Below are 25,856 nucleotides of genomic sequence, written 5' to 3' on the forward strand. Positions count from 1 at the left end.
TAAATTCATCGCCAGAACCGATAATTCGCGCAAGCGAAGCGGTAAAAACATGATATAGCGCCATAAGAGAACAACTTATTAACATTAAATTAACTTGTAAAAGTCATAAGCTTTATCAGTTTTACTTGTCAAACGCGTGTTTTTTCAACATATCACTAAATGTTATCGAATAAGGTGATTCAGTGAGCACAGGCAGTGAAAAATGGCGCAGACAGCGACGGGTTTTAAATGCCATAATCGGGACCGTCTCAAATTAACAACAATACCAGTACATGGTTTGCGCAAGGCGAAGGATCATTTTTATGAAGCTTAAGAACACACTCCTGGCGTCCGCACTTCTCTCCGCGACCGCCCTGTCTGCGAATGCCGCAACAGAGTTAACGCCGGAGCAAGCGGCAGCGTTAAAACCTTTTGACCATAAGGTCATTGTGGGTCGTTATAATTCTATTGGCGACGCCGTCGCCGCTGCATCAAAGGCCGCTGATAAAAACGGGGCAGCCTCGTTTTATGTTGTTGACCAGTCTGATAACGGCAACAGCGGTAACCAGCGCGTGACCATTGCGCTGTATAAGGACAACGCGCCAAAAGCTGACGCACCGAAAAACCGCGTGATTAACGGTGTTGTTGAACTGCCGAAAGATCAGGCGATTGCGCTGGAACCGTACGACACCGTCACCGTTCAGGGCTTTTACCGCAGCCAGCCTGAAGTGAACGATGCCATCACCAAAGCCGCGAAAGAGAAAGGGGCCTACGCTTTCTACATCGTGCGTCAGGTCGATGCTAACCAGGGCGGCAACCAGCGTATTACCGCGTTCATCTATAAAGAAGATGCGAAGAAACGTGTTCTGCAGAGCCCGGATGCGATTCCGGCAAACTCAGAAGCCGGTCGCGCGGCGATAGCGAAAGGCGGCGAAGAAGCGAAGAAAGTGGAAATCCCAGGCGTCGCAACGACGGCTACGCCAAGCGCTGAAGTGGGCCGTTTCTTTGAAACGCAGTCCACGAAAGGTGGCCGTTATTCGGTTACGCTGCCAGACGGTACCAAAGTTGAAGAGCTGAACAACGCCACTGCCGCGCAGATGGTGCCGTTCGACAGCATCAAATTTACCGGCAACTACGGCAACATGACGGAAGTCTCTTACCAGGTCGCGAAGCGTGCGGCGAAGAAAGGGGCGAAGTTCTACCACATCACCCGCCAGTGGCAGGAACGTGGTAACAACGTGACCATCAGCGCCGATCTGTACAAGTAACAAAATCGTTTAAAAAAGGCGGCGCAATGCCGCCTTTTTTGTTACTTTTTTTGAATTTCTGCCACACGTCATTGCATGCTTTCGTTACACTCCGTAAAATCCCGCGCCTTAGTGTGATCCACCATTTTTATGCGCCTGAGCGAAATAATTATTCTGGATTTTGACCTTTCATAACAGGAAGCCAATGGAAAAGAAACTTGGCCTGAGTGCTCTGACTGCACTCGTTTTAAGCTCAATGCTGGGTGCGGGCGTATTCAGTTTGCCGCAAAATATGGCGGCCGTCGCCAGCCCGTCTGCCCTCATCATTGGCTGGGGCATTACGGGTGTCGGAATATTGCTGCTGGCCTTCGCCATGCTGCTGCTGACGCGCATTCGCCCGGATCTGGACGGCGGCATTTTCACCTATGCCCGGGAAGGTTTCGGCGAGCTGATTGGCTTCTGCTCCGCCTGGGGATACTGGCTGTGTGCGGTGATCGCCAACGTCTCCTATCTGGTGATCGTTTTCTCGGCCCTCAGTTTCTTTACCGATACGCCTGAGCTGCGCCTGTTTGGCGACGGGAATACCTGGCAGTCTATTGTGGGCGCCTCGGTGTTACTGTGGTTCGTCCACTGGCTGGTGCTGCGTGGCGTACAAACGGCCGCCAGCATTAACCTGGTGGCGACGCTCGCGAAACTGGTTCCGCTCGGCCTGTTTATCGTTCTGGCCTTCATTGCGTTCCGTATGGACGTGTTCACGCTCGATTTCAGCGGCGTTGCGCTGGGCGTCCCCGTCTGGGAGCAGGTGAAAAACACGATGCTGATTACCCTGTGGGTGTTCATCGGTGTTGAAGGCGCGGTTGTGGTTTCCGCCCGGTCCCGAAATAAACGCGATGTGGGCCGCGCCACGCTGCTGGCGGTACTGGCTGCGCTCGGGGTCTATCTGCTGGTGACGCTGCTGTCGCTGGGCGTGGTGGCGCGTCCTGAGCTGGCTGAAATGCGTAACCCGTCAATGGCGGGCCTGATGGTGAAAATGCTCGGCCCCTGGGGCGATGTGGTGATTGCCGCTGGCCTTATCATCTCCGTCTGCGGAGCCTACCTGAGCTGGACCATCATGGCGGCTGAAGTGCCTTTCCTGGCCGCGACGCACAAGGCGTTTCCACGCCTGTTTGCGCGTCAAAACCAAAACAGCGCGCCGTCTGCCTCACTCTGGCTGACCAACATCAGCGTTCAGATCTGTCTGGTGCTGATCTGGCTCACAGGTTCAGACTATAACACGCTGCTGACCATCGCCTCGGAGATGATTCTGGTACCCTATTTCTTAGTGGGTGCGTATCTGTTAAAAATTGCCACACGCCCGGCGCATTATGTCGTCGGTGTCGGAGCCTGTATTTACGGCCTGTGGTTGTTGTATGCTTCCGGACCTATGCATCTGCTGCTGTCGGTGGTGCTGTACGCACCGGGTCTGCTGGTGTTCATCTACGCCCGCCGCACGCATCAGCTGGAGAACGCGCTGAAACGCCGTGAGATGGCCTTAATTGGACTGTTACTGGTTGCTGCCGTGCCGGCAACCTGGATGTTAGTGGGATAGCATCGCCTTTCCCATTGTTGAACTGTAAAGGAGAATACGATGGGAAATGCACCGCTTCGCCCCATACTGATCACCGGCGGAGGCCGCCGTATCGGCCTCGCCCTCGCCCATCATTTTCTCAACCTTCGCCATCCGGTCATTGTCAGCTACCGCACGGAATACCCGTCGATTGAAGGGCTGCGCAAAGCCGGGGCGGTCTGCATTCAGGCTGATTTTTCAACCGATGAAGGCATTCTGGCCTTTGCGGAAAAGGTGAAATCCACCACAACGGGTCTGCGCGCCGTGCTCCATAACGCCAGCGCATGGCAGGCCGAAAAGCCGGGTACGTCACTCAGCGAAACGCTCTCCGCCATGCTGCAGATCCACGTCAATGCCCCTTATCTGCTTAACCACGCTCTGCAGGATCTGCTCCGCGGCCACGGGCATGCTGCGGGCGACATCATTCACTTCACGGATTATGCGGTGGAGCGCGGCAGCGACAAGCACATTGCCTATGCGGCCAGTAAAGCCGCGCTGGATAATATGACCCGCTCGTTTGCCCGCAAGCTCGCCCCCGAGGTGAAGGTGAACGCCATCGCCCCGGCAATGATCTTATTCAACGAAAACGATGATGCGGAGTATCGCCAGCAGGCGCTGAATAAATCGCTGATGAAAATTGCCCCGGGCGAGAAAGAGGTCATCGACCTCGTGGATTACCTGCTCACCAGTTGCTACGTCACCGGCAGAACCTTTGCCGTGGACGGCGGCCGACCGCTGCGCTAGTGAAAGCGGCTCCAGAAGAAAATTAACACCCAGGCGCTGAGCCCCCAGCAGACCACCGCCCCGCTCAGCGCCAGGGGAAGACGCAGAAAACCGGTGAAATACCACAGCGAAAGCAGATAGAGAAAATACGGGATGATTGACCACATGCCAAACACGATGGTCGTGCGTAACGCTTCCGTGCCGCGTTCAGACGCCACAATATAGTGGGCAATGAGTGCAAAGGTCGGGAAGAGAGGGATCAGCCCGGCAATATAGTAGTTTTTCGTTTTTGCCAGAATGCCAATCAGCAACACCACCAGCGCACCCAGCGCGGCTTTGATCACCAGAGCCATCGTTTTCCTTATAATAATCAACTCACCCTATGGGCCAGAATAACGGAACCGGCGTTAATTTTGAAAGATTAATGGAAGGTTAAGGTTTCGCGGTGTATGTTGGCTTTTTTCACGAAAACAGACGCTGTATGAATAAGATTGTTTATGTTGAAGACGAACCCGAAGTCGGGCAGCTGATCGCCGCCTATCTGGGTAAACATGATATGGACGTCATTGTTGAACCTCGTGGCGATCGTGCCGAAGAGGTGGTCGTCCGTGAAAACCCGGATCTGGTGCTGCTGGATATCATGTTGCCGGGCAAAGACGGCATGACGCTCTGCCGCGACCTGCGCGCCCGGTGGGAGGGCCCTATCGTCCTGCTCACCTCACTGGACAGCGATATGAACCATATTTTGTCGCTGGAGATGGGTGCCAATGATTACATTCTGAAAACCACACCGCCTGCCGTCCTGCTCGCTCGCCTGCGCCTCCATTTACGCCAGCACGCCAGCATCGAACGCGAAGCACCGGCGCCGTCTCTGACGCCGCACAAAGCGATGCGTTTCGGTACGCTGTCTATTGATCCGATTAACCGTCAGGTGCTGCTCTCTGGCGAGCTTATCGCCCTTTCCACCGCAGATTTTGACCTGCTGTGGGAGCTGGCAACGCATGCCGGGCAGATCATGGATCGTGACGCGCTGCTGAAAAACCTGCGTGGCGTAAGCTATGACGGAATGGACCGCAGCGTGGACGTGGCGATTTCGCGTCTGCGCAAAAAACTGCAGGATAACGCCACCGAGCCCTACCGCATTAAAACCGTGCGTAACAAGGGCTATCTGTTTGCCCCACATGCGTGGGAAACCTGATCGCCGGACAGGATAACCTGCGCGAAATAAAGGCATTACGCGAGAATGCCCTTCTTTCGCGCGTTTATTTTTACGTTTGCGCAACAATTAACTTGCTAAGCACGCAAACTATTCCATAATTACCTTCTCGACTCTCCTTTCTTCAGCTCGCCCCGCTCTTGCGATTGTTTTACTCATTTTCGCCGTGAAGCTTTCACGACATCTCTCCAATAAATCTTGAAATGAGGATTTAAGCTCATGAATTATGTATAGCTACGGTCAGGTAGAAGCGATAAAAACCAATCTTGAGTGGATTGTTAATCAGGCAACCCTGAACCACGCCTCCCCCTCTCGCACCGATCAAAAAGCGCTCTTTGACCTGCTGGAACTCATCCAGTCTTACGAAATACTGCTGGATCTCATCAGCGAATACGGAACGGATGTGATTGATACGCACATTGCAGAAGGCCTGGCCATGACGGAAAAACTCATCGCCAAGGTAAAAAACAGCGCAAAAGCCATGTAAGACGCTCCACAGACATGAAAAACGCGAAGGCTTTTCATGTATATTCTGCACATAGCGTTTTTGCGGTGAGATCCAATGAAAAAGCTGTTTGTGCAGTTTTATCTTTTACTGTTTGTCTGCTTCCTGGTGATGACCATGCTGGTCGGGCTGGTGTATAAATTTACCGCCGAACGTGCGGGCAGGCAGTCTCTGGACGACCTGATGAAAAGCTCGCTCTATCTGATGCGCAGCGAGCTGAGAGAGATCCCGCCACACGACTGGGCGAAAACCCTGAAAGAGCTGGATCTCAATCTGTCATTCGATTTACGCATCGAGCCGTTGAAAGATTTCGATCTGGACCCGCCCGCCATGCAGCGTCTGCGCGACGGGGATATCGTCGCGCTGGATGAGAAATACACCTTTATCCAGCGAATTCCGCGCAGCCATTACGTGCTGGCCGTCGGGCCGGTGCCCTATCTCTATTATCTGCATCAGATGCGCCTGCTGGACATGGCGCTGATGGCCTTTATCGCCATTTCACTCGCGTTTCCGGTTTTTATCTGGATGCGCCCGCACTGGCAGGACATGCTGAAACTCGAATCCGCCGCACAGCGTTTTGGCGAGGGGCATTTTACAGAGCGTATTCACTTCGACAGCGGTTCCAGCTTTGAACGTCTGGGCGTGGCCTTTAACCAGATGGCCGATAACATCAATGCCCTTATCGCCAGCAAGAAACAGCTGATCGACGGGATCGCGCACGAGCTGCGCACGCCGCTGGTGCGCCTGCGCTATCGTCTGGAAATGAGCGAGAACCTGACGGAAGCAGAGTCTCAGGCGCTTAACCGCGACATTGGCCAGCTTGAAGCGCTGATTGAGGAGCTGCTGACCTACGCGCGCCTCGATCGCCCGCAAAACGAGCTAAACCTCAGCACGCCGGATCTGCCCGCCTGGCTGCAAACCCACATTGATGACGTTCAGAGCGTAAACCCGCAGCGCACGCTGTTGACGCGCGTCACGCCGGGTGATTACGGCGCGCTCGATATGCGCCTGATGGAGCGCGTGCTGGACAATCTGATGAACAACGCCATGCGCTACAGCGAAAGTACGCTGCAGATTGGGTTGGATTTGCAGGGCAATCAGGCCCGCCTGACGGTAGAGGATGACGGACCGGGGATTGCCCCGGAGGCACGCGAAACCGTGTTTGAACCGTTTGTCCGCCTCGATCCCAGCCGCGATCGCGCCACCGGCGGATGCGGTCTGGGGCTGGCAATCGTTCACTCTATCGCGCAGGCGATGGGCGGCACGGTGCATTGCGAAGAGAGCGAGCTCGGCGGCGCGCGCTTCTGCTTTAGCTGGCCGGTGTACCATAACATCGCCCTTCCCGTCCCTGCCTGACTTCAACCGCACGCTGGCCTGACCCGGCGTGCTGTGCTATATGATAAGTATGTTGTAACTAATGAGGGGCTTATGGCGACCTACGATCTTATTGAACGGCTGAACAGCACGTTTCGGGAAATAGAACACGAGCTGCAGACCCTGACAGAACGTTTGCAGACCTGCCGCCTGCTGGCCGCGCGCGTCTTTACCCTGCCCGAGGTGGCCAAAGGGGCCGAGCACGATCCGCTGGACACCATCGACGTGAAGCAGCACATCGGCAAGGCCGCACTGGAGCTGGCGATGAAACACTATCGCCATCTTTTTATCCAGCAGCAGTCTGAACAGCGCAGCAGCAAGGCGGCCGTGCGGCTGCCGGGCGTGATCTGTCTGCAAACCGATGCAGTAGCGCGCGAGGCGCTGGAAAGCCAGATTGCCCATATCAACAGTCTGAAAGCGGCATTTGAGAAGATCGTTACCGAAGAGTCGGGCCTGGCCCCCGCCGCCCGGTTTGAGTGGGTGCACCGTCAGCTTCCGGGGTTAATTACCCTGAATGCCTATCGCACGCTGACGGTTCTGCGCCATCCCGCCACGCTGCGCTTCGGCTGGGCGAATAAGCACATCATTAAAAACTTCACCCGGGATGAAATTCTGGCGCAGCTGGAAAAGAGCCTGAAGACGCCGCGCACCGTCGCGCCGTGGTCGCGTGAGCAGTGGATCGAGCGCCTGGAGCAGGAGTACCACAGCATCGCCTCGCTGCCAGCGGATACGCGCCTCAAAATTAAGCGCCCGGTGAAGGTGCAGCCTATCGCCCGCGTCTGGTATTCCGGCCAGCAAAAACAGGTGCAGTATGCCTGTCCAACGCCCCTGATTGCGCTTTATGATGCCGACCAGGGGGCTATCGTGCCGGATATTGGTGAGTTGCTGAATTACGATGCTGAAAATGTCCAGCACCGTTACCGACCTCAGGCGCAGCCGCTTCAGCTCATTATTCCGCGGCTGCACCTGTACGTGGCGAGTTGATTATTTCAGACTGCCGACCATCGCCTCGGGGCGCACCCAGGCATCAAACTCCGCCTCCGTCAGATAGCCCAGCGCCAGGGCGGAGGCTTTCAGCGTCAGCCCCTCCTTATGCGCTTTTTTGGCGATCTCGGCGGCTTTATCGTAGCCGATATGGGTATTGAGCGCGGTCACCAACATCAGCGACTCATTTAACAGCTGGCTGATGCGCTCGCGGTTTGGCTCGATCCCCACCGCGCAGTGTTCGTTAAAGCTCTCCATGCCGTCCGCCAGCAGACGAATCGATTGCAGAACATTGTGGATCACCATCGGGCGATAGACGTTCAGCTCGAAGTTGCCGGATGCACCGCCCAGGTTAACGGCCACGTCGTTGCCCAGTACCTGACAGCAGAGCATAGTCATGGCTTCGCACTGGGTCGGGTTGACTTTACCCGGCATGATGGAGCTGCCCGGCTCGTTTTCCGGAATGCTGATTTCACCGATGCCGCAGCGCGGGCCCGAGGCCAGCCAGCGCACGTCGTTGGCGATTTTCATTAGCGACGCCGCCAGCCCTTTCAGCGCGCCGTGGGTGTGGACCAGCGCATCGCAGGTCGCCAGCGCTTCGAACTTGTTGGGCGCCGTGACGAACGGCTGTCCGGTTATGGCCGCAAGCTCCTCCGCCACGCGCACCGCATACTCCGGATGGGTGTTTAACCCGGTGCCGACCGCCGTGCCGCCGAGCGCCAGCTCCGCCAGGTGCGGCAGGCTGTTTTCAATATGCTTCAGGTTGTGTTCCAGCATCGCCACCCAGCCGGAAATCTCCTGGCCGAGCGTCAGCGGCGTGGCGTCCTGCAGGTGCGTACGGCCAATTTTGACGATATCGCGGAAGGCCTGCGCTTTCTCGTTGAGCGTGGATTTGAGGACGTTGAGCTGGGGGATAAGCTGCTCGCGGATAGCAATCACCGCCGCCACGTGCATGGCCGTGGGGAAGACGTCGTTAGAACTCTGGCTCTTGTTGACGTCATCGTTCGGGTGAACCTTGCGCTCCATGCCGCGCACGCCGCCCAGCAGCTCGCTGGCCCGGTTCGCCAGCACTTCGTTCATGTTCATGTTGCTCTGGGTGCCGGAACCGGTCTGCCAGATGGCGAGCGGAAATTCGTCGGGATGCTTGCCCGCCAGCACTTCGTCGGCGGCATTTATGATGGCGGTGGCCTTGTCTGCCGCCAGCAGGCCTAAATCCTGGTTTACCTTCGCGGCTGCGCGTTTGGTGAGCGCCAGCGCCTGAATCAGCGAAACGGGCATTTTTTCAGTCGAGATACGGAAATGCTCCAGCGAACGCTGGGTTTGCGCGCCCCATAGCTTGTCGGTCGGGACGTCGATGGCGCCCATCGAGTCTTTCTCATGGCGTACCGTGGTCATTACTTTCTCCTTGATAACACTGTCGGGATTGCTCACATGCTTAAGGGATAAGTATTGATGACTTCTGAGAAACGGTATGGCGCTTTGTGCGCTCTTTTTGGTGTCGGGTGGCGGCTTCGCCTTACCCGACCTACGAGAATGTAGGCCGGGTAAGCGTCAGCGCCACCCGGCATTTTCTTCAGACTACTTCACACACGCCGAACACTGAGAGGACTGGATCTGCTTGAAGAAGTCGTTGCCTTTGTCATCCACGAGGATAAACGCCGGGAAGTCTTCCACCTCAATTTTCCAGATCGCTTCCATGCCCAGTTCCGGGTATTCCACGCACTCCAGGCTCTTGATGCTGCCCTGCGCCAGCACCGCAGCCGGGCCGCCGATGCTGCCGAGGTAGAAGCCGCCGTGCTTGTGGCAGGCGTCCGTTACCTGCTGGCTGCGGTTGCCTTTCGCCAGCATGATCATGCTGCCGCCGTTAGCCTGCAGCTGGTCGACGTACGAGTCCATACGGCCCGCCGTGGTTGGGCCTAATGAGCCAGAGGCATAGCCTTCAGGCGTTTTCGCCGGGCCCGCGTAGTAGATCGGGTGATCTTTAATGTACTGCGGCAGCCCTTCGCCGTTGTCCAGACGCTCTTTCAGCTTCGCGTGCGCGATGTCGCGGCCCACGATAATCGTGCCGTTGAGGGAGAGACGGGTCGAAACCGGATACTGAGACAGCTGCGCCAGGATCTCTTTCATCGGACGGTTCAGGTCAACGCGAACCGCTTCCCCCTCGCCCGCTTTACGCAGTTCTTCCGGGATGTATTTGCCCGGGTTGTTCTCCAGCTTCTCGATCCAGATGCCGTCGCGGTTGATCTTCGCCTTGATGTTGCGATCCGCAGAGCAGGAGACGCCCATCCCGACCGGACAGGATGCACCGTGACGCGGCAGACGGATCACGCGCACGTCGTGGGCGAAGTATTTGCCGCCAAACTGCGCGCCGAGGCCCAGATTGCGCGCTTCTTCCAGCAGCTCCTGCTCAAGCTGCACGTCGCGGAACGCCTGGCCGTGCTCGTTACCTTCGGTTGGCAGGCCGTCGTAGTATTTGGTTGAGGCCAGCTTCACGGTCTTCAGCGTGCTTTCCGCCGAGGTACCGCCAATCACAAACGCGATATGGTACGGCGGGCACGCCGCGGTGCCGAGGGTGCGCATCTTCTCAACCAGATAATTCTTCAGCTTGCCCGGGGTGAGCAGCGCTTTGGTCTCCTGATAGAGATAGGTTTTGTTGGCCGAACCGCCGCCTTTGGCGATGCAGAGGAATTTGTACTCATCCCCGTCGACGCTGTAGATGTCAATCTGTGCAGGCAGGTTGGTACCGGTGTTGACCTCTTTGTACATGTCCAGCGCCGCGTTTTGCGAATAGCGCAGGTTGTCTTCGGTGTAGGTGTTATATACGCCGTGCGCCAGCGCCGCTTCATCGCCGCCGCCGGTCCAGACGCGCTGGCCTTTTTTACCGACGATGATCGCCGTACCGGTATCCTGGCAGGTAGGCAGAATGCCTTTCGCCGCGATATCGGAGTTACGCAGGAACTGCAGGGCAACGTACTTGTCGTTTTCGCTGGCTTCCGGGTCGCTCAGAATATCGGCCACCTGCTGCTGGTGCGCAGGACGGAGCATAAACGAGGCGTCGTGGAAAGCATGCTGCGCCAGCAGCGTCAGCGCCTGCGGATCCACCTTGAGGATCTCTTGTCCTTCAAACTCAGAGACGGAGACGTGATCGCGGGTTAACAGGTAATACTCGGTCTGATCCTTACTGAGGGGGAAAGGATCCTGATAATGGAAGGGTTTATTCGACATTGGTCTCTCACTTACTGCTTCGGTCTGTTTATTCAGGGCAGATGTTCCGCTGCCCGGCTTAAAAGCGAGTCAGCTTATCCTACACAATTTTTTAACAAAAACTGAGACTAGTACGACTTTTTACATCCACAGGTTACTTCCATGTGGTTTATTGCTTTAATACCCGGAGTTTATTCCACATTTGAATCAGGGCTTGATAATGCAAAAACTCATCAACTCAGTGCAAAACTACGCCTGGGGAAGTAAAACTGCGTTAACGGATCTCTACGGTATCGCGAACCCAAACAACCTGCCGATGGCAGAACTGTGGATGGGGGCGCACCCGAAGAGCAGCTCAAAAATTGAAGACGCCAGCGGCCAGGCACGCAGCCTGCGTGACGTAATTGACGCCGATAAAGCCGCGCTGCTGGGCGACAAGGTGGCTCAGCGCTTTGGCGAACTGCCGTTCCTGTTTAAAGTGCTGTGCGCTGACCAGCCGCTCTCCATCCAGGTTCATCCGAACAAGCAAGCGTCTGAAATCGGCTTTGCGAAAGAGAACGCGGCGGGTATTCCGTTAGACGCCGCCGAGCGTAACTACAAAGATCCTAACCACAAGCCGGAGCTGGTGTTCGCGCTGACGCCGTTCCTGGCGATGAACGCGTTCCGCGAATTTTCAGAGATTATCTCCTTGCTGCAGCCGGTCGCGGGTGCCAATAACGCTATCGCGCATTTCCTTGAAAACCCGAATGCCGAGGCGCTAAGCCAGCTGTTTGCCAGCCTGCTGAACATGCAGGGTGAAGAGAAGTCCCACGCGCTGGCGGTACTGAAAGCCGCTCTGGACAGCCAGCAGGGTGAACCGTGGGAGACCATCCGTCTGATTTCCGAATTCTACCCGGACGACAGCGGCCTGTTCTCCCCTCTGCTGCTGAACGTGGTGAAGCTGAATCCGGGTGAAGCAATGTTCCTGTTCGCGGAAACCCCGCACGCCTATCTGCAGGGCGTGGCGCTGGAGGTGATGGCCAACTCTGACAACGTGCTGCGCGCGGGCCTGACGCCGAAATACATCGACATCCCCGAGCTGGTTGCCAACGTCAAGTTCGTGGCGAAACCTGCCGCGGAGCTGCTGACTCAGCCGGTGAAAAACGGCGCAGAGCTGGACTTCCCGATTCCGGTTGAGGATTTTGCTTTCTCCCTGCACGACCTGAGCCAGACAGAAACGACCATCGCACAGGAAAGTGCGGCGATCCTGTTCTGCGTGGAAGGCGAAGCGACGCTGCACAAAGGCGAACAGCGTCTTGTGCTTAAGCCCGGTGAATCAGCATTCGTTGCAGCCAATGAGTCTCCGGTTAGCGTAAGCGGCACCGGTCGACTGGCGCGCGTTTTCAATAAGCTTTAAGCACTTACTGAATTTTTTAACAACTCTTGCTAAGCTAGTTGCAGGCTTAATATCTCCAGGCGGTTTTTACCGCCTGGTTTCATTTTAGGGATAGTCGCAATGAAAAAATCGGTCGTAGCGGTAGGAGTGATTGTAGCGTTAGGCGTGGTCTGGACGGGTGCCTCCTGGTTTACCGGGAAACAGCTGGAAGGACGCCTGGCTGAGATGGTGGCGCAGGCTAACGGAGAGATTAAGCGCAGCGCGCCGGAAGCGGGCCTTGAGCTGAGCTACCAGAATTATGAGCGCGGCGTGTTTACCAGCCGTATGCAGGTTGTGGTGAAGCCGGTTGCCGGTACGGAAAACGGCTGGCTGAAACCGGGTCAGAGCGTGGTGCTGGATGAAGTGGTGAGCCACGGTCCCTTCCCGCTGGCGCAGCTAAAGTCGTTTAACCTGATCCCGTCAATGGCGTCCGTTCACACGGTCCTGGTGAATAACGACGTCACCAAACCGCTGTTCGACCTCGCAAAAAATACCTCACCTTTCGAAATCGACACCCGCATCAGCTATGCCGGTGACACCAGTTCCGATATCGCGCTGAAAGCGCTGAACTACGAGAAAGAGAATGAGAAAGTCGCCTTTAGCGGTGGTCACTTCAAACTTGACGCGGACCGCGACGGGAACGTGTTCTCCCTGACGGGTGAAGCGGAAAGTGGCCTGGTCAACGCCGTGAACGAATACAATCAAAAAGTTCAGCTCACCTTCAACAACCTGAAGGCCGACGGCAACAGCCGCATGACCGATTTTAAAGAGCGTATCGGCGATCAGAAACTGTCTCTCGATAAAGTCGCCATTGCGGTTGAAGGCAAAGAGATGGCCGTGCTGGAAGGCATGGACGTCAACGGCAAATCCGACGTTTCCAAAGACGGTAAGAGCATCAATACCCAGCTGGATTACACGCTGAAGAGCCTGAAAGTGCAGAATCAGGATCTGGGCACCGGCAAACTGTCGCTGAAGATCGGCAATATCGACGGCCAGGCGTGGCACGAATTTAGCCAGAAATACAGCAAAGAGAGCCAGGCGCTGCTGACCGATGCCGCGCTGCAGCAGAACCCGGAAGTGTACCAGCAGCAGGCGATGGCGGTGCTGTTCAACAACCTGCCAATCCTGCTGAAAGGCGAGCCGGTGATCACCGTTGCGCCGCTGAGCTGGAAAAACAGCAAAGGCGAAACCAGCTTTAACCTGTCGCTGTTCCTGAAGGATCCGGCCACCGCCACGGGTGAACCGCAGACGCTGGCGCAGGAAGTGGATCGCAGCGTGAAGTCGCTCGACAGCAAGCTGACCATCCCGATGGATATGGCGACCGAGTTTATGACCCAGATTGCGAAGCTGGAAGGCTACGGCGATGAAGATGCCGGCAAGCTGGCGAACCAGCAGGTGAAAGGTCTGGCGGCCATGGGCCAGATGTTCCGCATCACGAAGGTGGACAACAACACGATTTCCACCAGCCTGCAGTACGCCAACGGCCAGGTCACGCTCAACGGCGACAAAATGCCGCTGGAGGATTTTGTCGGCATGTTTGGCATGCCTGCTCTGGGGATGCCGGAACCGGCTGAACCGGCAGCGCCAGCCGAACCGGCGGCACCGCAGCAGTAAACGTCAAAACCCCTCGCATGAGGGGTTTTTATTGCCGGGTGGCGCTGACGCTTACCCGGCCTACGATTCCGGGCCGTTGCAGGCCCGTGTAAGCGCAGCACCGCCGGGCGATGTGCAGCGGAGATTATTTCACCGGCACCAGCCGCGCCGCCACAATCTGGTGCCCGGCCTGAACGTCCGTATTGTCGATGCGCTGCATGATCCTGTCCGCCAGGGTGTAGCCCATCTCCCGCGCTGGGGTCGTGGCCCAGACGATCGGCAGATCGTCGAGCGCGTTTTCACCGACGTCGGCGAACGCCCCCAGCGCCACCTGGTGGCCGAAGAAGGTTTCCACCCCGCCCTCGCCGCTCTGACGCCCGGCGCGGATCAGGCCAAACCAGGCGCCCATGGCGATCACATCGTTATAGCAAATGACGGCGCTGATGGTCGGGCTGCTGCGCAGCAGCGCGCCTATCGCTTCCGCCGCCATCTTCTGGCTGGACTCACACTCAACAACCCACTCGCTGTGGAACGGCAGGCCGTATTTAATCAGCGTCGCGCAGTAGCCGCCGACCCGTTCGGCGCGGGTCAGGGACGAGCTTTTGCCGCCCAGCCAGGCAATGCGCTGATGGCCGCGACGAATAAGATGCTCGGTCAGCATTTGCGCCGCCTGCATGTTATCCGGGCGCAGCGTATCGGCTTCATCGAGGTAGCTGGCGCGTGAAGCAAACACCAGCGGCACGCCTTTTTCAGCGGCACGCTCGCACAGCTCGCTGCCCACGCCCGACGCCCCGGCGACGATCACCCCGTCCACACCCTGATTCAGCAGCATATCGAGCCGGGAAAGCAGCTGATCGGCCTCGCGACCGCCGTGAAGCAGAAAGACCATCCGCCCCTGCGCTTCAAGCGCTTCGGTTAAGCCGGCGGTCAGCTCCGCATAGAACGGTGACGTCAGGTCACGGACAATCAGGCCAATCACCCCGCTTTGCCCGCCGCGCAGCGCCGACGCCTGGCGGTTTCGCACAAAGCCCAACTGCTCAACCGCCTCGTTCACCCGCTGACCGGTCGCGGGAGAGATGCGTCCTTTTCCGCTCAGTACCAGAGAAACGGTGCTGACGGAAACCCCCGCCGCCAGCGCGACATCGTTGATGGTGACTTTTTTCGCTACAGCCATGTGTTGGCGTGACTCCCTGAAAAATGAGATCGGTAAAACGTTTTATCAATACGTTATCTTTATACTACCAGTCAAAGCCTGAGAATGTGATTTAGCGCGCACTAAACTTTGATAAAACGTTTTATCTTCTCGCAGCATTGAAGCAGACAAACTGATTTTAACCATAAAGGAGTCGTTTTATGACGGCGAAAGCAGCACAAAAAATATCGCTGTGGGAATTTTTCCAGCAACTGGGTAAAACCTTTATGCTGCCCGTGGCGCTTCTCTCGTTCTGCGGGATCATGCTCGGGATCGGCAGTTCGCTCAGCAGTAAAGACGTCATCACGCTGATCCCCTTCCTCGGCGCGCCCGTGCTGCAGGCGATCTTTATCTGGATGAGTAAAGTCGGCTCCTTTGCCTTCAGTTTCCTGCCCGTGATGTTCTGTATCGCAATCCCGCTGGGCCTGGCCCGCGAGAACAAAGGCGTCGCAGCGTTTGCCGGTTTTGTGGGCTACGCGGTGATGAACCTGGCGGTTAACTTCTGGCTGACCGCAAAAGGCATACTGCCGACCACCGACGCCGCCGTGCTGAAGGCCAACAACATTCAGAGCGTGATTGGTATTCAGTCCATCGACACCGGGATCCTCGGGGCGGTGATCGCCGGGGTAATTATCTGGATGCTGCACGAGCGCTTCCACAATATCCGCCTGCCGGATGCCCTGGCTTTCTTCGGCGGCACCCGCTTTGTCCCGATCGTGACCCTGGTCGTTATGGGTCTGTTTGGTCTGATTATTCCGCTGATTTGGCCAGTTTTCGCTATGGGCATCAACGGCATTGGCCGCATCATTAACGGCGCGGGAGATTTTGGTCCGATGATCTTCGGCACCGGCGAGCGTCTGCTGCTGCCGTTTGGCCTGCAGCATATCCTGGTGGCCCTGATTCGCTTCACCGAAGCGGGCGGCACCATGGAGGTGTGCGGTCACGACGTGAGCGGCGCGCTGACTATCTTCCAGGCGCAGCTCAGCTGCCCGACGACACACGGCTTCTCCGAAAGCGCAACCCGCTTCCTGTCTCAGGGTAAAATGCCTGCCTTCCTCGGCGGCCTGCCGGGTGCTGCGCTGGCAATGTACCACTGCGCGCGCCCGGAAAACCGTCATAAAATTAAAGGCCTGCTGATTTCCGGCGTGATCGCCTGCGTCGTGGGCGGTACCACCGAGCCTATCGAGTTCCTGTTCCTCTTCGTCGCGCCGGTGCTGTATCTGATTCACGCGGTGCTGACCGGGCTGGGCTTCACCGTGATGGCGGTGCTGGGCGTCACCATCGGCAACACTGACGGTAACGTGATCGACTTCGTGGTGTTCGGGATCCTGCACGGCCTGTCGACTAAGTGGTATCTGGTCCCTGTCGTGGCGGCAATCTGGTTTGCGGTGTACTACGGGATCTTCCGCTTCGCCATCACCCGTTTTAACCTGAAAACGCCAGGCCGCGATATTGATACGGCCACCAGCGTTGAACAGGCGGTTGCCGGTACCGTGGGCAAATCCGGCTATAACACCCCTGCCATTCTGGCGGCGCTGGGCGGTGCGGATAACATCACCTCGCTGGATAACTGCATTACCCGCCTGCGTTTGTCGGTGGCGGATATGTCAAAAGTGGATACCAACGCCCTCAAGGCCAACCGGGCCATCGGCGTGGTACAGTTAAACCAGCACAATTTGCAGGTGGTTATCGGCCCGCAGGTACAGTCAGTGAAAGATGAGCTGGCGACCCTGATGCGAACAGTAGAAGCCTGATGCCTCAGCCCCCTCACCATGAGGGGGTTTTACGTTAAGGATTAAAGCATGTTTGATTTCTCAACCGTCGTGGATCGACACGGCACCTGGTGTACGCAGTGGGACTATGTCGCCGACCGCTTTGGCGCGGCGGATCTGCTGCCCTTCACCATCTCGGATATGGATTTCGCCACCGCCCCCTGCATAACCGACGCGCTGCAACAGCGCATTCATCACGGCGTGTTTGGCTATAGCCGCTGGAAAAACGACGAGTTTCTCGCCGCCGTCGCACACTGGTTCCAGCAGCGCTTTAACACCCGAATTGATACCGAAAGCGTGGTTTATGGCCCCTCCGTCATCTACATGGTCTCGGAACTGATTCGCCTCTGGTCAAAACCCGACGACGGCGTGGTGGTTCACACCCCGGCATACGATGCCTTTTACAAAGCCATAGAGGGAAACGGGCGTCGTGTTGTGGCGGTTGAAATGGAAAAACAGGCCGCTGGCTGGCAGGGCAATATGGCAGCCCTGGAAGCGGCGCTGGCGAAACCGGAAAACAAAATTTTGCTGCTGTGCAGCCCGCAGAATACGACCGGCAAGGTCTGGACGCGGGATGAATTGACGCAGATGGCGGAACTCTGCGAGCGCTATGACGTGGCGGTTATCAGCGATGAAATCCATATGGACATGGTGTGGGGAGAACATCGTCACACGCCGTGGACCGCAGTGGCGCGGAGCAAATGGGCGCTTCTGACCTCCGGCTCGAAAAGCTTTAACATTCCGGCGCTGACGGGGGCTTATGGCCTGATCGGCGATGAAGAGAGCCGTAACGGCTATCTCAGCGCGTTAAAAGGTCGGGACGGGCTCTCTTCCCCTTCCGTGCTGGCGCTAACGGCGCATATCGCCGCCTATCAGCAAGGGGGGCCGTGGCTGGATGCCCTGCGGGGTTATCTGGAAGACAATCTGTTGTATATCGCTCAGGAAGTAAACCGCGCTTTTCCGAAACTCAACTGGCAGCCGCCGGAAGCGACCTATCTGGCCTGGATCGATCTGCGTCCGCTGAACATTGACGATCGGGCGCTGCAAAAAGTGCTGATCGAGCAGCAAAAGGTCGCCATCATGCCGGGATATACCTATGGAAAAGAGGGAAATGGCTTCGTACGCCTGAATGCGGGCTGCCCGCGCAGCAAGCTCGAGCAAGGGGTTCAACGCCTGATTGCTGGCATTAATACGCTTCTATAATCAATTTGCGCAACGGAATATTCCCTTGCGCAAATAGCTTTTTACCCCGTTTTGTTTTTATAATATGGCGCACTTTAACCAGAAAAGAGTGCGACCATGATTGATACACGCCTGCCTTTAACTGATATTCATCGTCACCTTGACGGTAACATTCGTGCCCAAACCATCCTCGATCTTGGCCGCCAGTTCAATTTAACGCTTCCTGCTCAGACCCTTGAGTCCCTGATCCCTCACGTACAGGTGACCTCTAATGAACCGGACCTGGTCAGCTTCCTGAGCAAACTCGACTGGGGCGTGAAAATGCTGGCGTCGCTGGATGCCTGCCGCCGCGTGGCGTTTGAGAACATCGAAGATGCCGCCCGCAACGGCCTGCACTACGTCGAGCTGCGCTTCTCGCCGGGCTACATGGCGATGACCCACAACCTGCCCGTTGCAGGCGTCGTGGAAGCCGTCATTGAAGGCGTCCGCGAAGGGTGTAAAACCTTCGACGTTCAGGCTCGCCTGATCGGCATCATGAGCCGTACCTTCGGTGAAGCCGCCTGCCTGCAGGAGCTGGAAGCGCTGCTGGCCCATCGTGATGCCATCACCGCCGTCGATCTCGCCGGTGACGAGCTGGGCTTCCCGGGCAGCCTGTTCCTCTCCCACTTCAACCGCGCGCGCGATGCCGGCTGGCACATTACCGTGCACGCGGGTGAAGCGGCTGGCCCGGAAAGCATCTGGCAGGCTATCCGCGAGCTGGGCGCCGAACGTATCGGTCACGGCGTGAAGGCGGTAGAAGACCGCGCCCTGATGGATTTCCTGGCGGAGCAGCGTATCGGGATTGAGTCGTGCCTGACGTCTAACATTCAGACCAGCACCGTAGCATCGCTGTCGCAGCACCCGCTGAAAACCTTCCTCGAGCACGGCGTGCTGGCCTCGCTGAATACGGACGATCCGGCGGTTCAGGGCGTGGATATCATCCACGAGTACAACATCGCGGCACCGCAGGCGGGTCTGAGCCGCGAGCAGATCCGTCAGGCGCAGATCAACGGGCTGGAGATCGCCTTCCTGACGCCTGCAGAGAAGCAGGCGCTGCGGGATAAGGTGGCAACCGCGTAACCCCCTTTGCCGGGTGGCGGCTACGCCTTACCCGGCCTACAGCAACGTCAAAAACTTATGCCAGACAGAGCGTCGCGCGATGTTTGGCAGATTCGATCCCCAGCTCAATCAGCTCCATAATCTGTATCGCCTGGCTGGCCGGAACCGGATTCTCTCCCGTGCCGTTCAGCGCATCGCGGATAGCGGCATAATACGCCGGATAGTTACCCGGTATCGTCAGCAAGGTCTCCTCGACCAGCTCCTCGCCTTCCACCCGCGTGACGACGCCGTCGCGCATATCATAGCCCCAGTCTTCCTGCGGCAGACGCTCACCGTTTTTCAGCCTGTCTTCCTGCGGATCGAGACCAAACTTCACGTAGCTGCCGCGCGTGCCGTGAATAATGTAACGGGCAGATTCTGCCGCCGCGACCATCGTCCCGTGCAGCACAATTCGCCGCTGCGGGTAACTGAGCACCGCGTGGAAGTAATCGGTCGTCTGCGCACCGGGCCTGAGCTGGGCCAGATCGACCGTCATGCTCACCGGCAGGCCAAAGAGATTGACGGCCTGATCCAGCAGATGCGGGGCTAAATCATACCAGATACCGCTGCCAGGACCGGCCTGCTCGCGCCAGCGGTTTCGTACCTGCGGGCGAAAGCGGTCAAAGTGCGACTCAAAAAAGAGGATCTCCCCTAACGTACCTTCACTGAGAAGCCGTTTTACCGTCAGAAAATCACTGTCCCAGCGGCGGTTATGGAACACCGACAGCAGCCTGCCCAGACTCTTTGCCAGTGCATCCAGCTCGCGAGCCTGTGACAGTGTCACGGTAAAGGGCTTATCGATAACCACATGCTTTCCGGCTTCCAGCGCGGCCTTTGCCAGCGGAAAGTGGGTATCGTTCGGCGTGGGAATGACGATTAAATCAATGTTTGGATCGTTGAAAAGATGTTTTGGCTCGGAGACAACCGGCACAGAAGGCCAGTCTGCATGGACTTTAGCAGCGTCGCTGCTGGATACCGCCGCCAGCGCCATCCCCGGCGTCCCGGCTATCAGAGGCGCATGAAACGTTTTGCTCGCGTACCCGTAACCAATAAGCCCAACGCGGATATTATCACTCATAGTGTCATCCTCTTTTAAGTCGTTCTTATTTCACACTGGCTAGTCTGGCATTATCACGGATTAATAATGTGCCGTATGACGTAAAATAGCAGGTTATACGGATTGTTTTTGTTACATAGTATTAACCTACTGATTTTGTTTAAGGGAACCGTTCCCAAAGCCCTTGCCGTCAGGGAAACGTCGCTGTAACATTTGCGCCCTGTCTTTATGGATAAAGTACAATTACACATCATGACGTCAATTATTAATCGAATCATTGAATTAGCGGGATGGATTGTCCTTGGGGTGTCGGTCATTTTGCTGGGCGTTGCCAGCCATATCGATAACTACCAGCCGCCGGAGCCTGTCACCGTCGCTCAACCTAAGTAACCGGTTACTGCAATAAAGAGTGACATAATATGTCAGTTACTTATTGCCAGCCCTGGTGAACACGGTTAACCTTCTCTTCCGGGCATCGTCTGATGCCTGAGTTTCAGCAAAGAAAACTCCTAATTTCGTCGCGTTACCTGAGTGGGCTGTTTACGTCTTTATTAATCCGTTTATTATTCGAACGAATTACCTTAACTGGTATTACTCACTTTTATATGGAAACTTATTAATATGACAGTTCAGGACTATTTATTAAAATTTCGCAAGATCAATTCGCTTGAGAGCCTGGAAAAACTGTTTGACCATCTGAACTACACCCTGTCGGATAATCAGGAAATCATTAATATGTATCGCGCCGCTGACCATCGCCGTGCGGAGCTGGTCTCCGGTGGCCGTTTGTTCAACGTCGGCGAAGTGCCAAAGTCCGTGTGGCGTTACGTTTTATAAGAAAGTAGCCATCCGCGCGAAATGTTATATACTCTCCGCCCTGCCAACTGGCTGTACAACATTTCGCGCAGATTATGGGAGAGTTCATGACCGCAACGCCTGGAGAACGCATTGGAGGCTGGTTAATCGCCCCACTGGCATGGCTGCTGGTTGCCTTATTAAGCGCATCACTTGCGCTGCTGCTTTATACCACCGCACTGATTACCCCTCACGCCATTCAGACTCTGTTGTCGCAAAGCGTGCTTAATATTGCTTTGTGGTTTGTGTCGTTCGTTTTCGCGATCGGGATGTGGTACTACACGCTGTGGCTGACCATCGCCTTCTTTAAGCGCCGTAAGAATGTGCCTAAGCACTACATTATCTGGCTGCTGGTTTCGGTCCTGCTGGCGGTGAAGGCGTTTGCTTTTTCGCCCGTTTCAGACGCGCTGGCCGTTCGTCAGCTGCTTTTCCCGTTGCTGGCCGCGGCGCTGCTGGTGCCCTACTTCAAGCGTTCGACGCGGGTGAAAAACACCTTCGTGAACCCGTAATAACCCTACAGATAACCTGTTGTCGCCTGCCTGGGTTTGTCCGATAATAGGCGGCTTTTTTATTTCAGGCTAAATAATGACCGATTACTTACTGCTCTTTGTCGGCACCGTGCTGGTTAACAACTTCGTTCTGGTGAAGTTCCTTGGCCTGTGCCCGTTTATGGGCGTTTCCAAAAAGCTGGAAACGGCAATGGGTATGGGGCTGGCGACGACCTTCGTCATGACGCTGGCGTCCATCTGCGCGTGGTGGATTGATACCTGGATCCTCATCCCGCTGGGGTTAACCTATCTCCGTACGCTGGCCTTTATTCTGGTTATCGCGGTGGTGGTGCAGTTTACCGAAATGGTGGTGCGCAAAACCAGCCCGGCGCTCTATCGCCTGCTGGGCATCTTCCTGCCGCTGATCACCACTAACTGCGCCGTTCTCGGCGTGGCGCTGCTGAACATCAACCTGGGTCATAACTTTATGCAATCGGCGCTGTATGGTTTTTCTGCGGCTGTCGGTTTCTCTTTGGTCATGGTGCTGTTTGCCTCTATTCGCGAGCGCCTGGCAGCAGCGGATATTCCTGCGCCCTTCCGCGGTAACGCAATTGCGCTGGTCACCGCCGGTTTAATGTCTCTGGCCTTTATGGGCTTTAGTGGTCTGGTGAAGTTGTAATGAATGCTATCTGGATTGCCATCGCCTCTATCAGCGTCCTGGGGTTGGTGTTTGGCCTTATCCTGGGTTACGCCTCCCGCCGTTTCGCGGTAGAGGACGATCCCGTTGTTGAGAAAATTGATGAGCTTCTGCCGCAAAGCCAGTGCGGGCAATGTGGCTACCCGGGCTGCCGCCCTTACGCTGAAGCGGTAGGCATCCAGGGCGAAAAAATTAACCGCTGCGCCCCCGGCGGCGAAGCAGTCATGCTGAAAATTGCCGCCCTGCTTAACGTTGATCCGCAGCCGGTTGATGGCGACGCGGACGTGCAGGAGCCGGTCCGCGCGCTGGCCGTGATCGACGAAGCGAACTGCATCGGCTGTACCAAATGTATTCAGGCCTGCCCGGTCGACGCCATTGTTGGCGCCACGCGCGCCATGCACACCGTGGTGGCGGACCTGTGCACCGGCTGTAACCTCTGCGTAGCCCCCTGCCCGACGCAATGTATCGAGCTGCGCCCGGTTGAAACGACTACCGAAAGCTGGAAATGGGATCTTCAAACCATTCCGGTTCGCAATATTCCTGTGGAACAACATGCTTAAGTTATTTTCTGCTTTCAGAAAAGAGAAGATTTGGGACTTTGACGGGGGTATTCACCCACCGGAGATGAAAAGCCAGTCTAACGGCACGCCGCTGCGTCAAATACCGCTGGCGACCCGTTTCGTCATGCCGCTCAAGCAGCACATTGGCGCTGAGGGTGAGCTGTGCGTGAAAGAAGGCGATACGGTTCTTCGCGGCCAGCCGCTGACCTTTGGTCGCGGACGTATGCTACCGGTGCACGCCCCCACCTCCGGTAAGGTGGTCGCTATCGCGCCTCATACGGTGGCGCATCCGTCAGCGCTCGCAGAGCTGAGCGTGATTATTGAAGCCGACGGCGAAGACCGCTGGATCGACCGCGATGGCTGGAGCGACTACCGCTCCCGCAGCCGCGAGGCGCTTATCGAACGCATTCATCAGTTCGGCGTTGCTGGCCTGGGTGGCGCAGGCTTCCCGACCGGCGTCAAGCTGCGCGGCGGTGGCGATAACATTCAGACGCTGATTATCAACGCCGCCGAATGCGAACCGTACATCACCGCCGACGATCGTCTGATGCAGGACTGCGCCGCCCAGGTGGTGGAAGGCATCCGCATCCTCGCGCACATTCTGCAGCCGCGAGAAGTGCTGATTGGTATCGAAGACAATAAACCGCAGGCTATCTCAATGCTGCGCGCCGTGCTGGCGGGCAGTCACGATATTAGCCTGCGCGTTATCCCGACCAAATACCCCTCTGGCGGTGCTAAACAGCTGACGCAAATTCTCACCGGTAAGCAGGTTCCGCACGGCGGACGCTCTTCAGATATCGGCGTGCTGATGCAGAACGTCGGGACCGCGTACGCCGTGAAGCGCGCGGTGATCGACGGCGAGCCGCTGACCGAACGCGTGGTAACGCTGACCGGGGAAGCGGTCTCTCGTCCGGGCAACGTCTGGGCGCGTCTGGGTACGCCGGTGCGTCACCTGCTGGAGCAGGCTGAGTTTTGCCCGGCCAGCGACCAGATGGTGATCATGGGCGGCCCGCTGATGGGCTTTACCCTGCCGTGGCTCGATGTGCCGGTAGTCAAAATCACCAACTGCCTGCTCGCCCCTTCCCCGACCGAGATGGGTGAAGAGCAGGAAGAAAAAGGCTGTATTCGCTGCAGCGCCTGTGCCGACGCCTGCCCGGCGGATCTACTTCCGCAGCAGCTGTACTGGTACAGCAAAGGCCAGCTGCACGACAAGGCGACAGCCCATAACCTGGCCGACTGCATCGAATGCGGCGCCTGCGCCTGGGTCTGCCCTAGCAACATTCCTCTGGTGCAGTATTTCCGCCAGGAGAAGGCGGAAATTTATGCCATCTCCATGGAAGAAAAACGCGCGGCGGAAGCCAAAGCGCGCTTTGAAGCGCGCCAGGCGCGACTGGAACGCGAGAAAATCGCCCGTCAGGAGCGCCATAAGCAGGCCGCCGTTCAGCCCGGCGAGAAAGATCAGGATGCGATTACTGCCGCACTGGCTCGCGTTCGCGAGAAAAAAGCGACCGCGGCGCAGCCTGTGGTGATCCCGGCCGGCGAGAAGCCGGACAACAGCGAAGCCATTGCGGCGCGTGAAGCACGTAAAGCTCAGGCTCGCGCCCGTCAGGCTGAAAAAGCGCAAACGGTCCAGACGGATGCTGAGATCGACCCGCGTAAAGCGGCCGTTGAAGCGGCAATAGCCCGCGCCAAAGCGCGCAAGGCCGGCGAGCAGAACGTGGTGGTTGAGCAGGAAGCGGTCGACCCTCGCAAAGCGGCCGTTGAGGCGGCGATTGTCCGTGCCAAAGCCCGCAAAGTGGCGCAGCAGACGCCAACCGCAGAACCCGACGCGCCGGTCGATCCGCGTAAAGCCGCCGTCGAAGCGGCGATTGCCCGCGCTAAAGCCCGCAAAGCGGCGCAGCAGGATGAGCAGCCGCAGGCCGCCAACGATGACCCGCGCAAAGCCGCCGTCGCCGCCGCCATTGCGCGCGTTCAGGCAAAGAAAGCCGCACAGCAAGCAGTTAACGAGGATTAAATGGTTTTCAGAATCGCAAGCTCCCCTTACACCCACAATCAGCGCCAGACATCGCGCATTATGATGCTGGTCTGCCTGGCGGCGCTGCCGGGCATTGCCGTTCAGTGCTGGTTTTTCGGCTGGGGAACCCTGTTCCAGATAATCCTGGGCTGTGCCAGCGCCTTAGCGGCGGAAGCCCTTGTCCTTAAGCTGCGCAAGGCGGCGGTCTCCCGCATTCTGGCCGATAACTCCGCGCTGCTGACCGGGCTGCTGCTGGCGATCAGTATCCCGCCGTTTGCTCCATGGTGGATGGTGGTCCTCGGCACCGTGTTTGCGGTGATCATTGCCAAACAGCTGTATGGCGGACTCGGCCATAACCCGTTTAACCCGGCGATGATCGGCTACGTGGTGCTGCTGATCTCCTTCCCGGTACAGATGACCAGCTGGCTGCCACCGCACGAGATTGCGGCCACGGTTCCGGGCTTCATGGATGCTCTGCACGTGATCTTTACCGGCCATACGGCGCTCGGTGCCGATATGAACGCGCTGCGCATGGGCGTGGACGGGATCAGCCAGGCGACGCCGCTTGATACCTTTAAAACGTCCCTGCATGCCGGGCACAGCGTCGAGCAAATCATGAAATCGGCGATCTACAGCGGCGTGCTGGCGGGAGCCGGCTGGCAGTGGGTCAACCTGGCGTATCTGCTGGGCGGCCTGTTCCTGCTGCAGCAGAAAGCCATCCGCTGGCATATTCCGGTCAGCTTCCTCGTGACGCTGGCGATCTGCGCCACGCTGGGGTGGGTATTCTCTCCTGAATCCCTGGCCAGCCCGCAGCTGCACCTGCTCTCCGGGGCGACCATGCTGGGTGCCTTCTTTATCCTGACGGATCCGGTGACGGCCTCAACGACTAACCGCGGGCGCCTGATCTTCGGCGCGCTGGCAGGCCTGCTGGTCTGGCTCATCCGCAGCTTTGGCGGGTACCCGGACGGCGTGGCTTTTGCCGTCCTGCTTGCCAACATTACCGTTCCGCTCATCGACTATTACACGCGTCCGCGCGTGTACGGTCATCGCTAAGGGT

At 57.3% G+C, this 25,856-nt stretch carries 24 protein-coding genes; 19 read left to right on the forward strand and 5 right to left on the reverse strand.

Annotated elements, in window-relative coordinates; all coding sequences use genetic code 11:
- Positions 1–302 precede the first annotated feature (302 nt).
- The 3 genes from ydgH (at position 303) to folM (ending at position 3,576) form a co-directional block, all read left to right on the forward strand.
- The gene (ydgH, locus tag FHC48_RS10230; protein WP_023327293.1) at positions 303–1,247 is read left to right on the forward strand and encodes a DUF1471 family protein YdgH; all 945 of its coding nucleotides are present in this window, start codon (positions 303–305) and stop codon (positions 1,245–1,247) included.
- A 184-nt stretch (positions 1,248–1,431) separates the two neighbouring features.
- A complete protein-coding gene (locus FHC48_RS10235; RefSeq protein ID WP_059363745.1) occupies positions 1,432–2,814 on the forward strand; it encodes an amino acid permease in 1,383 nt (460 codons plus the stop codon).
- A gap of 39 nt (positions 2,815–2,853) precedes the next feature.
- On the forward strand, positions 2,854–3,576 hold the full coding sequence (gene folM / locus FHC48_RS10240) for a dihydromonapterin reductase (RefSeq protein ID WP_220420529.1): 723 nt from the start codon (positions 2,854–2,856) through the stop codon (positions 3,574–3,576).
- Here the strand turns inward: folM and FHC48_RS10245 are convergent.
- Positions 3,573–3,908: a GlpM family protein gene (locus FHC48_RS10245; protein ID WP_023617531.1), complete on the reverse strand. Its 336-nt coding sequence runs from the start codon at positions 3,906–3,908 to the stop codon at positions 3,573–3,575. The two genes, folM and FHC48_RS10245, sit on opposite strands and share 4 nt — an antisense overlap.
- A 128-nt stretch (positions 3,909–4,036) precedes the next feature.
- Here FHC48_RS10245 and rstA point away from each other — a divergent pair, with 128 nt between their 5' ends.
- From rstA to tus, 4 genes are all read left to right on the forward strand, one after another.
- On the forward strand, positions 4,037–4,753 hold the full coding sequence (gene rstA, locus FHC48_RS10250) for a two-component system response regulator RstA (RefSeq protein ID WP_021241154.1): 717 nt from the start codon (positions 4,037–4,039) through the stop codon (positions 4,751–4,753).
- A gap of 244 nt (positions 4,754–4,997) precedes the next feature.
- Positions 4,998–5,258 (forward strand): hypothetical protein, encoded by a 261-nt coding sequence (locus FHC48_RS10255; RefSeq protein ID WP_059363747.1) that lies wholly within the window; start codon positions 4,998–5,000, stop codon positions 5,256–5,258.
- A gap of 75 nt (positions 5,259–5,333) precedes the next feature.
- Complete coding sequence (gene rstB / locus FHC48_RS10260) at positions 5,334–6,632, forward strand: two-component system sensor histidine kinase RstB (RefSeq protein ID WP_008500552.1); 1,299 nt, start codon at positions 5,334–5,336, stop codon at positions 6,630–6,632.
- A gap of 72 nt (positions 6,633–6,704) precedes the next feature.
- Positions 6,705–7,634: a DNA replication terminus site-binding protein gene (gene tus, locus FHC48_RS10265; protein ID WP_059363748.1), complete on the forward strand. Its 930-nt coding sequence runs from the start codon at positions 6,705–6,707 to the stop codon at positions 7,632–7,634.
- Here tus and fumC read toward each other — a convergent pair whose 3' ends face one another.
- Positions 7,635–9,029, reverse strand: coding sequence for a class II fumarate hydratase (gene fumC, locus FHC48_RS10270; protein WP_059363749.1), 1,395 nt, complete (start codon positions 9,027–9,029; stop codon positions 7,635–7,637).
- Between the two features lie 183 nt (positions 9,030–9,212).
- Positions 9,213–10,859, reverse strand: coding sequence for a class I fumarate hydratase FumA (fumA, locus tag FHC48_RS10275; RefSeq protein WP_008500555.1), 1,647 nt, complete (start codon positions 10,857–10,859; stop codon positions 9,213–9,215).
- Between the two features lie 199 nt (positions 10,860–11,058).
- Between fumA and manA the strand changes: the two genes are divergently transcribed.
- Both manA and FHC48_RS10285 read left to right on the forward strand, forming a co-directional pair.
- Positions 11,059–12,234 carry a mannose-6-phosphate isomerase gene (gene manA / locus FHC48_RS10280; RefSeq protein ID WP_059363750.1) on the forward strand — a complete coding sequence of 392 codons (1,176 nt, stop codon included), beginning with the start codon at positions 11,059–11,061 and terminating at the stop codon, positions 12,232–12,234.
- A 99-nt stretch (positions 12,235–12,333) separates the two neighbouring features.
- On the forward strand, positions 12,334–13,866 hold the full coding sequence (locus FHC48_RS10285) for a YdgA family protein (RefSeq protein ID WP_008500557.1): 1,533 nt from the start codon (positions 12,334–12,336) through the stop codon (positions 13,864–13,866).
- A 124-nt stretch (positions 13,867–13,990) separates the two neighbouring features.
- On the opposite strand, the gene FHC48_RS10290 is transcribed toward FHC48_RS10285, so the two are convergent.
- Positions 13,991–15,019: a Mal regulon transcriptional regulator MalI gene (locus FHC48_RS10290; RefSeq protein ID WP_032663672.1), complete on the reverse strand. Its 1,029-nt coding sequence runs from the start codon at positions 15,017–15,019 to the stop codon at positions 13,991–13,993.
- A 179-nt stretch (positions 15,020–15,198) separates the two neighbouring features.
- Between FHC48_RS10290 and malX the strand changes: the two genes are divergently transcribed.
- The 3 genes from malX to add all read left to right on the forward strand — a co-directional run bounded on the left by malX (position 15,199) and on the right by add (position 19,110).
- Positions 15,199–16,791, forward strand: coding sequence for a maltose/glucose-specific PTS transporter subunit IIBC (gene malX, locus FHC48_RS10295; RefSeq protein ID WP_023343984.1), 1,593 nt, complete (start codon positions 15,199–15,201; stop codon positions 16,789–16,791).
- Between the two features lie 48 nt (positions 16,792–16,839).
- On the forward strand, positions 16,840–18,012 hold the full coding sequence (locus tag FHC48_RS10300; protein WP_220420530.1) for a MalY/PatB family protein: 1,173 nt from the start codon (positions 16,840–16,842) through the stop codon (positions 18,010–18,012).
- A 96-nt stretch (positions 18,013–18,108) separates the two neighbouring features.
- Entirely contained in the window at positions 18,109–19,110 is a 1,002-nt protein-coding gene (gene add, locus FHC48_RS10305; protein ID WP_023343982.1) for an adenosine deaminase, read from the forward strand.
- A gap of 55 nt (positions 19,111–19,165) precedes the next feature.
- Here add and FHC48_RS10310 read toward each other — a convergent pair whose 3' ends face one another.
- Positions 19,166–20,206 carry an oxidoreductase gene (locus FHC48_RS10310; protein ID WP_039023863.1) on the reverse strand — a complete coding sequence of 347 codons (1,041 nt, stop codon included), beginning with the start codon at positions 20,204–20,206 and terminating at the stop codon, positions 19,166–19,168.
- A gap of 243 nt (positions 20,207–20,449) precedes the next feature.
- Between FHC48_RS10310 and blr the strand changes: the two genes are divergently transcribed.
- The 7 genes from blr (at position 20,450) to rsxD (ending at position 25,852) form a co-directional block, all read left to right on the forward strand.
- Positions 20,450–20,575, forward strand: coding sequence for a division septum protein Blr (gene blr / locus FHC48_RS10315; protein ID WP_168112406.1), 126 nt, complete (start codon positions 20,450–20,452; stop codon positions 20,573–20,575).
- A gap of 231 nt (positions 20,576–20,806) precedes the next feature.
- Positions 20,807–21,022, forward strand: a complete 216-nt coding sequence (gene ydgT / locus FHC48_RS10320; RefSeq protein WP_006174966.1) for a transcription modulator YdgT — start codon at positions 20,807–20,809, stop codon at positions 21,020–21,022.
- An 86-nt stretch (positions 21,023–21,108) separates the two neighbouring features.
- Positions 21,109–21,549 carry a DUF2569 domain-containing protein gene (locus tag FHC48_RS10325; RefSeq protein ID WP_021241142.1) on the forward strand — a complete coding sequence of 147 codons (441 nt, stop codon included), beginning with the start codon at positions 21,109–21,111 and terminating at the stop codon, positions 21,547–21,549.
- A 76-nt stretch (positions 21,550–21,625) separates the two neighbouring features.
- Entirely contained in the window at positions 21,626–22,207 is a 582-nt protein-coding gene (gene rsxA / locus FHC48_RS10330) for an electron transport complex subunit RsxA (RefSeq protein WP_008500564.1), read from the forward strand.
- Complete coding sequence (gene rsxB, locus FHC48_RS10335; protein ID WP_008500565.1) at positions 22,207–22,785, forward strand: electron transport complex subunit RsxB; 579 nt, start codon at positions 22,207–22,209, stop codon at positions 22,783–22,785. Before rsxA ends, rsxB begins: the two co-directional genes overlap by 1 nt.
- On the forward strand, positions 22,778–24,799 hold the full coding sequence (rsxC, locus tag FHC48_RS10340) for an electron transport complex subunit RsxC (protein ID WP_059363753.1): 2,022 nt from the start codon (positions 22,778–22,780) through the stop codon (positions 24,797–24,799). Before rsxB ends, rsxC begins: the two co-directional genes overlap by 8 nt.
- Positions 24,800–25,852 carry an electron transport complex subunit RsxD gene (gene rsxD / locus FHC48_RS10345; protein ID WP_059363754.1) on the forward strand — a complete coding sequence of 351 codons (1,053 nt, stop codon included), beginning with the start codon at positions 24,800–24,802 and terminating at the stop codon, positions 25,850–25,852.
- Positions 25,853–25,856 lie beyond the last annotated feature (4 nt).

Origin of the sequence: Enterobacter sp. EC_50, assembly GCF_019584525.1 — a bacterium.
GTDB lineage: Bacteria > Pseudomonadota > Gammaproteobacteria > Enterobacterales > Enterobacteriaceae > Enterobacter > Enterobacter roggenkampii.

Bases quoted from the DNA above. Each gene is read 5' to 3' on its own strand.
- ydgH (WP_023327293.1), top strand. From the start codon at position 303: ATGAAGCTTAAGAACACACTCCTGGCGTCCGCACTTCTCTCCGCGACC.
- FHC48_RS10235 (WP_059363745.1), top strand. From the start codon at position 1,432: ATGGAAAAGAAACTTGGCCTGAGTGCTCTGACTGCACTCGTTTTAAGC.
- folM (WP_220420529.1), top strand. From the start codon at position 2,854: ATGGGAAATGCACCGCTTCGCCCCATACTGATCACCGGCGGAGGCCGC.
- FHC48_RS10245 (WP_023617531.1), bottom strand. From the start codon at position 3,908: ATGGCTCTGGTGATCAAAGCCGCGCTGGGTGCGCTGGTGGTGTTGCTG.
- rstA (WP_021241154.1), top strand. From the start codon at position 4,037: ATGAATAAGATTGTTTATGTTGAAGACGAACCCGAAGTCGGGCAGCTG.
- FHC48_RS10255 (WP_059363747.1), top strand. From the start codon at position 4,998: ATGTATAGCTACGGTCAGGTAGAAGCGATAAAAACCAATCTTGAGTGG.
- rstB (WP_008500552.1), top strand. From the start codon at position 5,334: ATGAAAAAGCTGTTTGTGCAGTTTTATCTTTTACTGTTTGTCTGCTTC.
- tus (WP_059363748.1), top strand. From the start codon at position 6,705: ATGGCGACCTACGATCTTATTGAACGGCTGAACAGCACGTTTCGGGAA.
- fumC (WP_059363749.1), bottom strand. From the start codon at position 9,029: ATGACCACGGTACGCCATGAGAAAGACTCGATGGGCGCCATCGACGTC.
- fumA (WP_008500555.1), bottom strand. From the start codon at position 10,859: ATGTCGAATAAACCCTTCCATTATCAGGATCCTTTCCCCCTCAGTAAG.
- manA (WP_059363750.1), top strand. From the start codon at position 11,059: ATGCAAAAACTCATCAACTCAGTGCAAAACTACGCCTGGGGAAGTAAA.
- FHC48_RS10285 (WP_008500557.1), top strand. From the start codon at position 12,334: ATGAAAAAATCGGTCGTAGCGGTAGGAGTGATTGTAGCGTTAGGCGTG.
- FHC48_RS10290 (WP_032663672.1), bottom strand. From the start codon at position 15,019: ATGGCTGTAGCGAAAAAAGTCACCATCAACGATGTCGCGCTGGCGGCG.
- malX (WP_023343984.1), top strand. From the start codon at position 15,199: ATGACGGCGAAAGCAGCACAAAAAATATCGCTGTGGGAATTTTTCCAG.
- FHC48_RS10300 (WP_220420530.1), top strand. From the start codon at position 16,840: ATGTTTGATTTCTCAACCGTCGTGGATCGACACGGCACCTGGTGTACG.
- add (WP_023343982.1), top strand. From the start codon at position 18,109: ATGATTGATACACGCCTGCCTTTAACTGATATTCATCGTCACCTTGAC.
- FHC48_RS10310 (WP_039023863.1), bottom strand. From the start codon at position 20,206: ATGAGTGATAATATCCGCGTTGGGCTTATTGGTTACGGGTACGCGAGC.
- ydgT (WP_006174966.1), top strand. From the start codon at position 20,807: ATGACAGTTCAGGACTATTTATTAAAATTTCGCAAGATCAATTCGCTT.
- FHC48_RS10325 (WP_021241142.1), top strand. From the start codon at position 21,109: ATGACCGCAACGCCTGGAGAACGCATTGGAGGCTGGTTAATCGCCCCA.
- rsxA (WP_008500564.1), top strand. From the start codon at position 21,626: ATGACCGATTACTTACTGCTCTTTGTCGGCACCGTGCTGGTTAACAAC.
- rsxB (WP_008500565.1), top strand. From the start codon at position 22,207: ATGAATGCTATCTGGATTGCCATCGCCTCTATCAGCGTCCTGGGGTTG.
- rsxC (WP_059363753.1), top strand. From the start codon at position 22,778: ATGCTTAAGTTATTTTCTGCTTTCAGAAAAGAGAAGATTTGGGACTTT.
- rsxD (WP_059363754.1), top strand. From the start codon at position 24,800: ATGGTTTTCAGAATCGCAAGCTCCCCTTACACCCACAATCAGCGCCAG.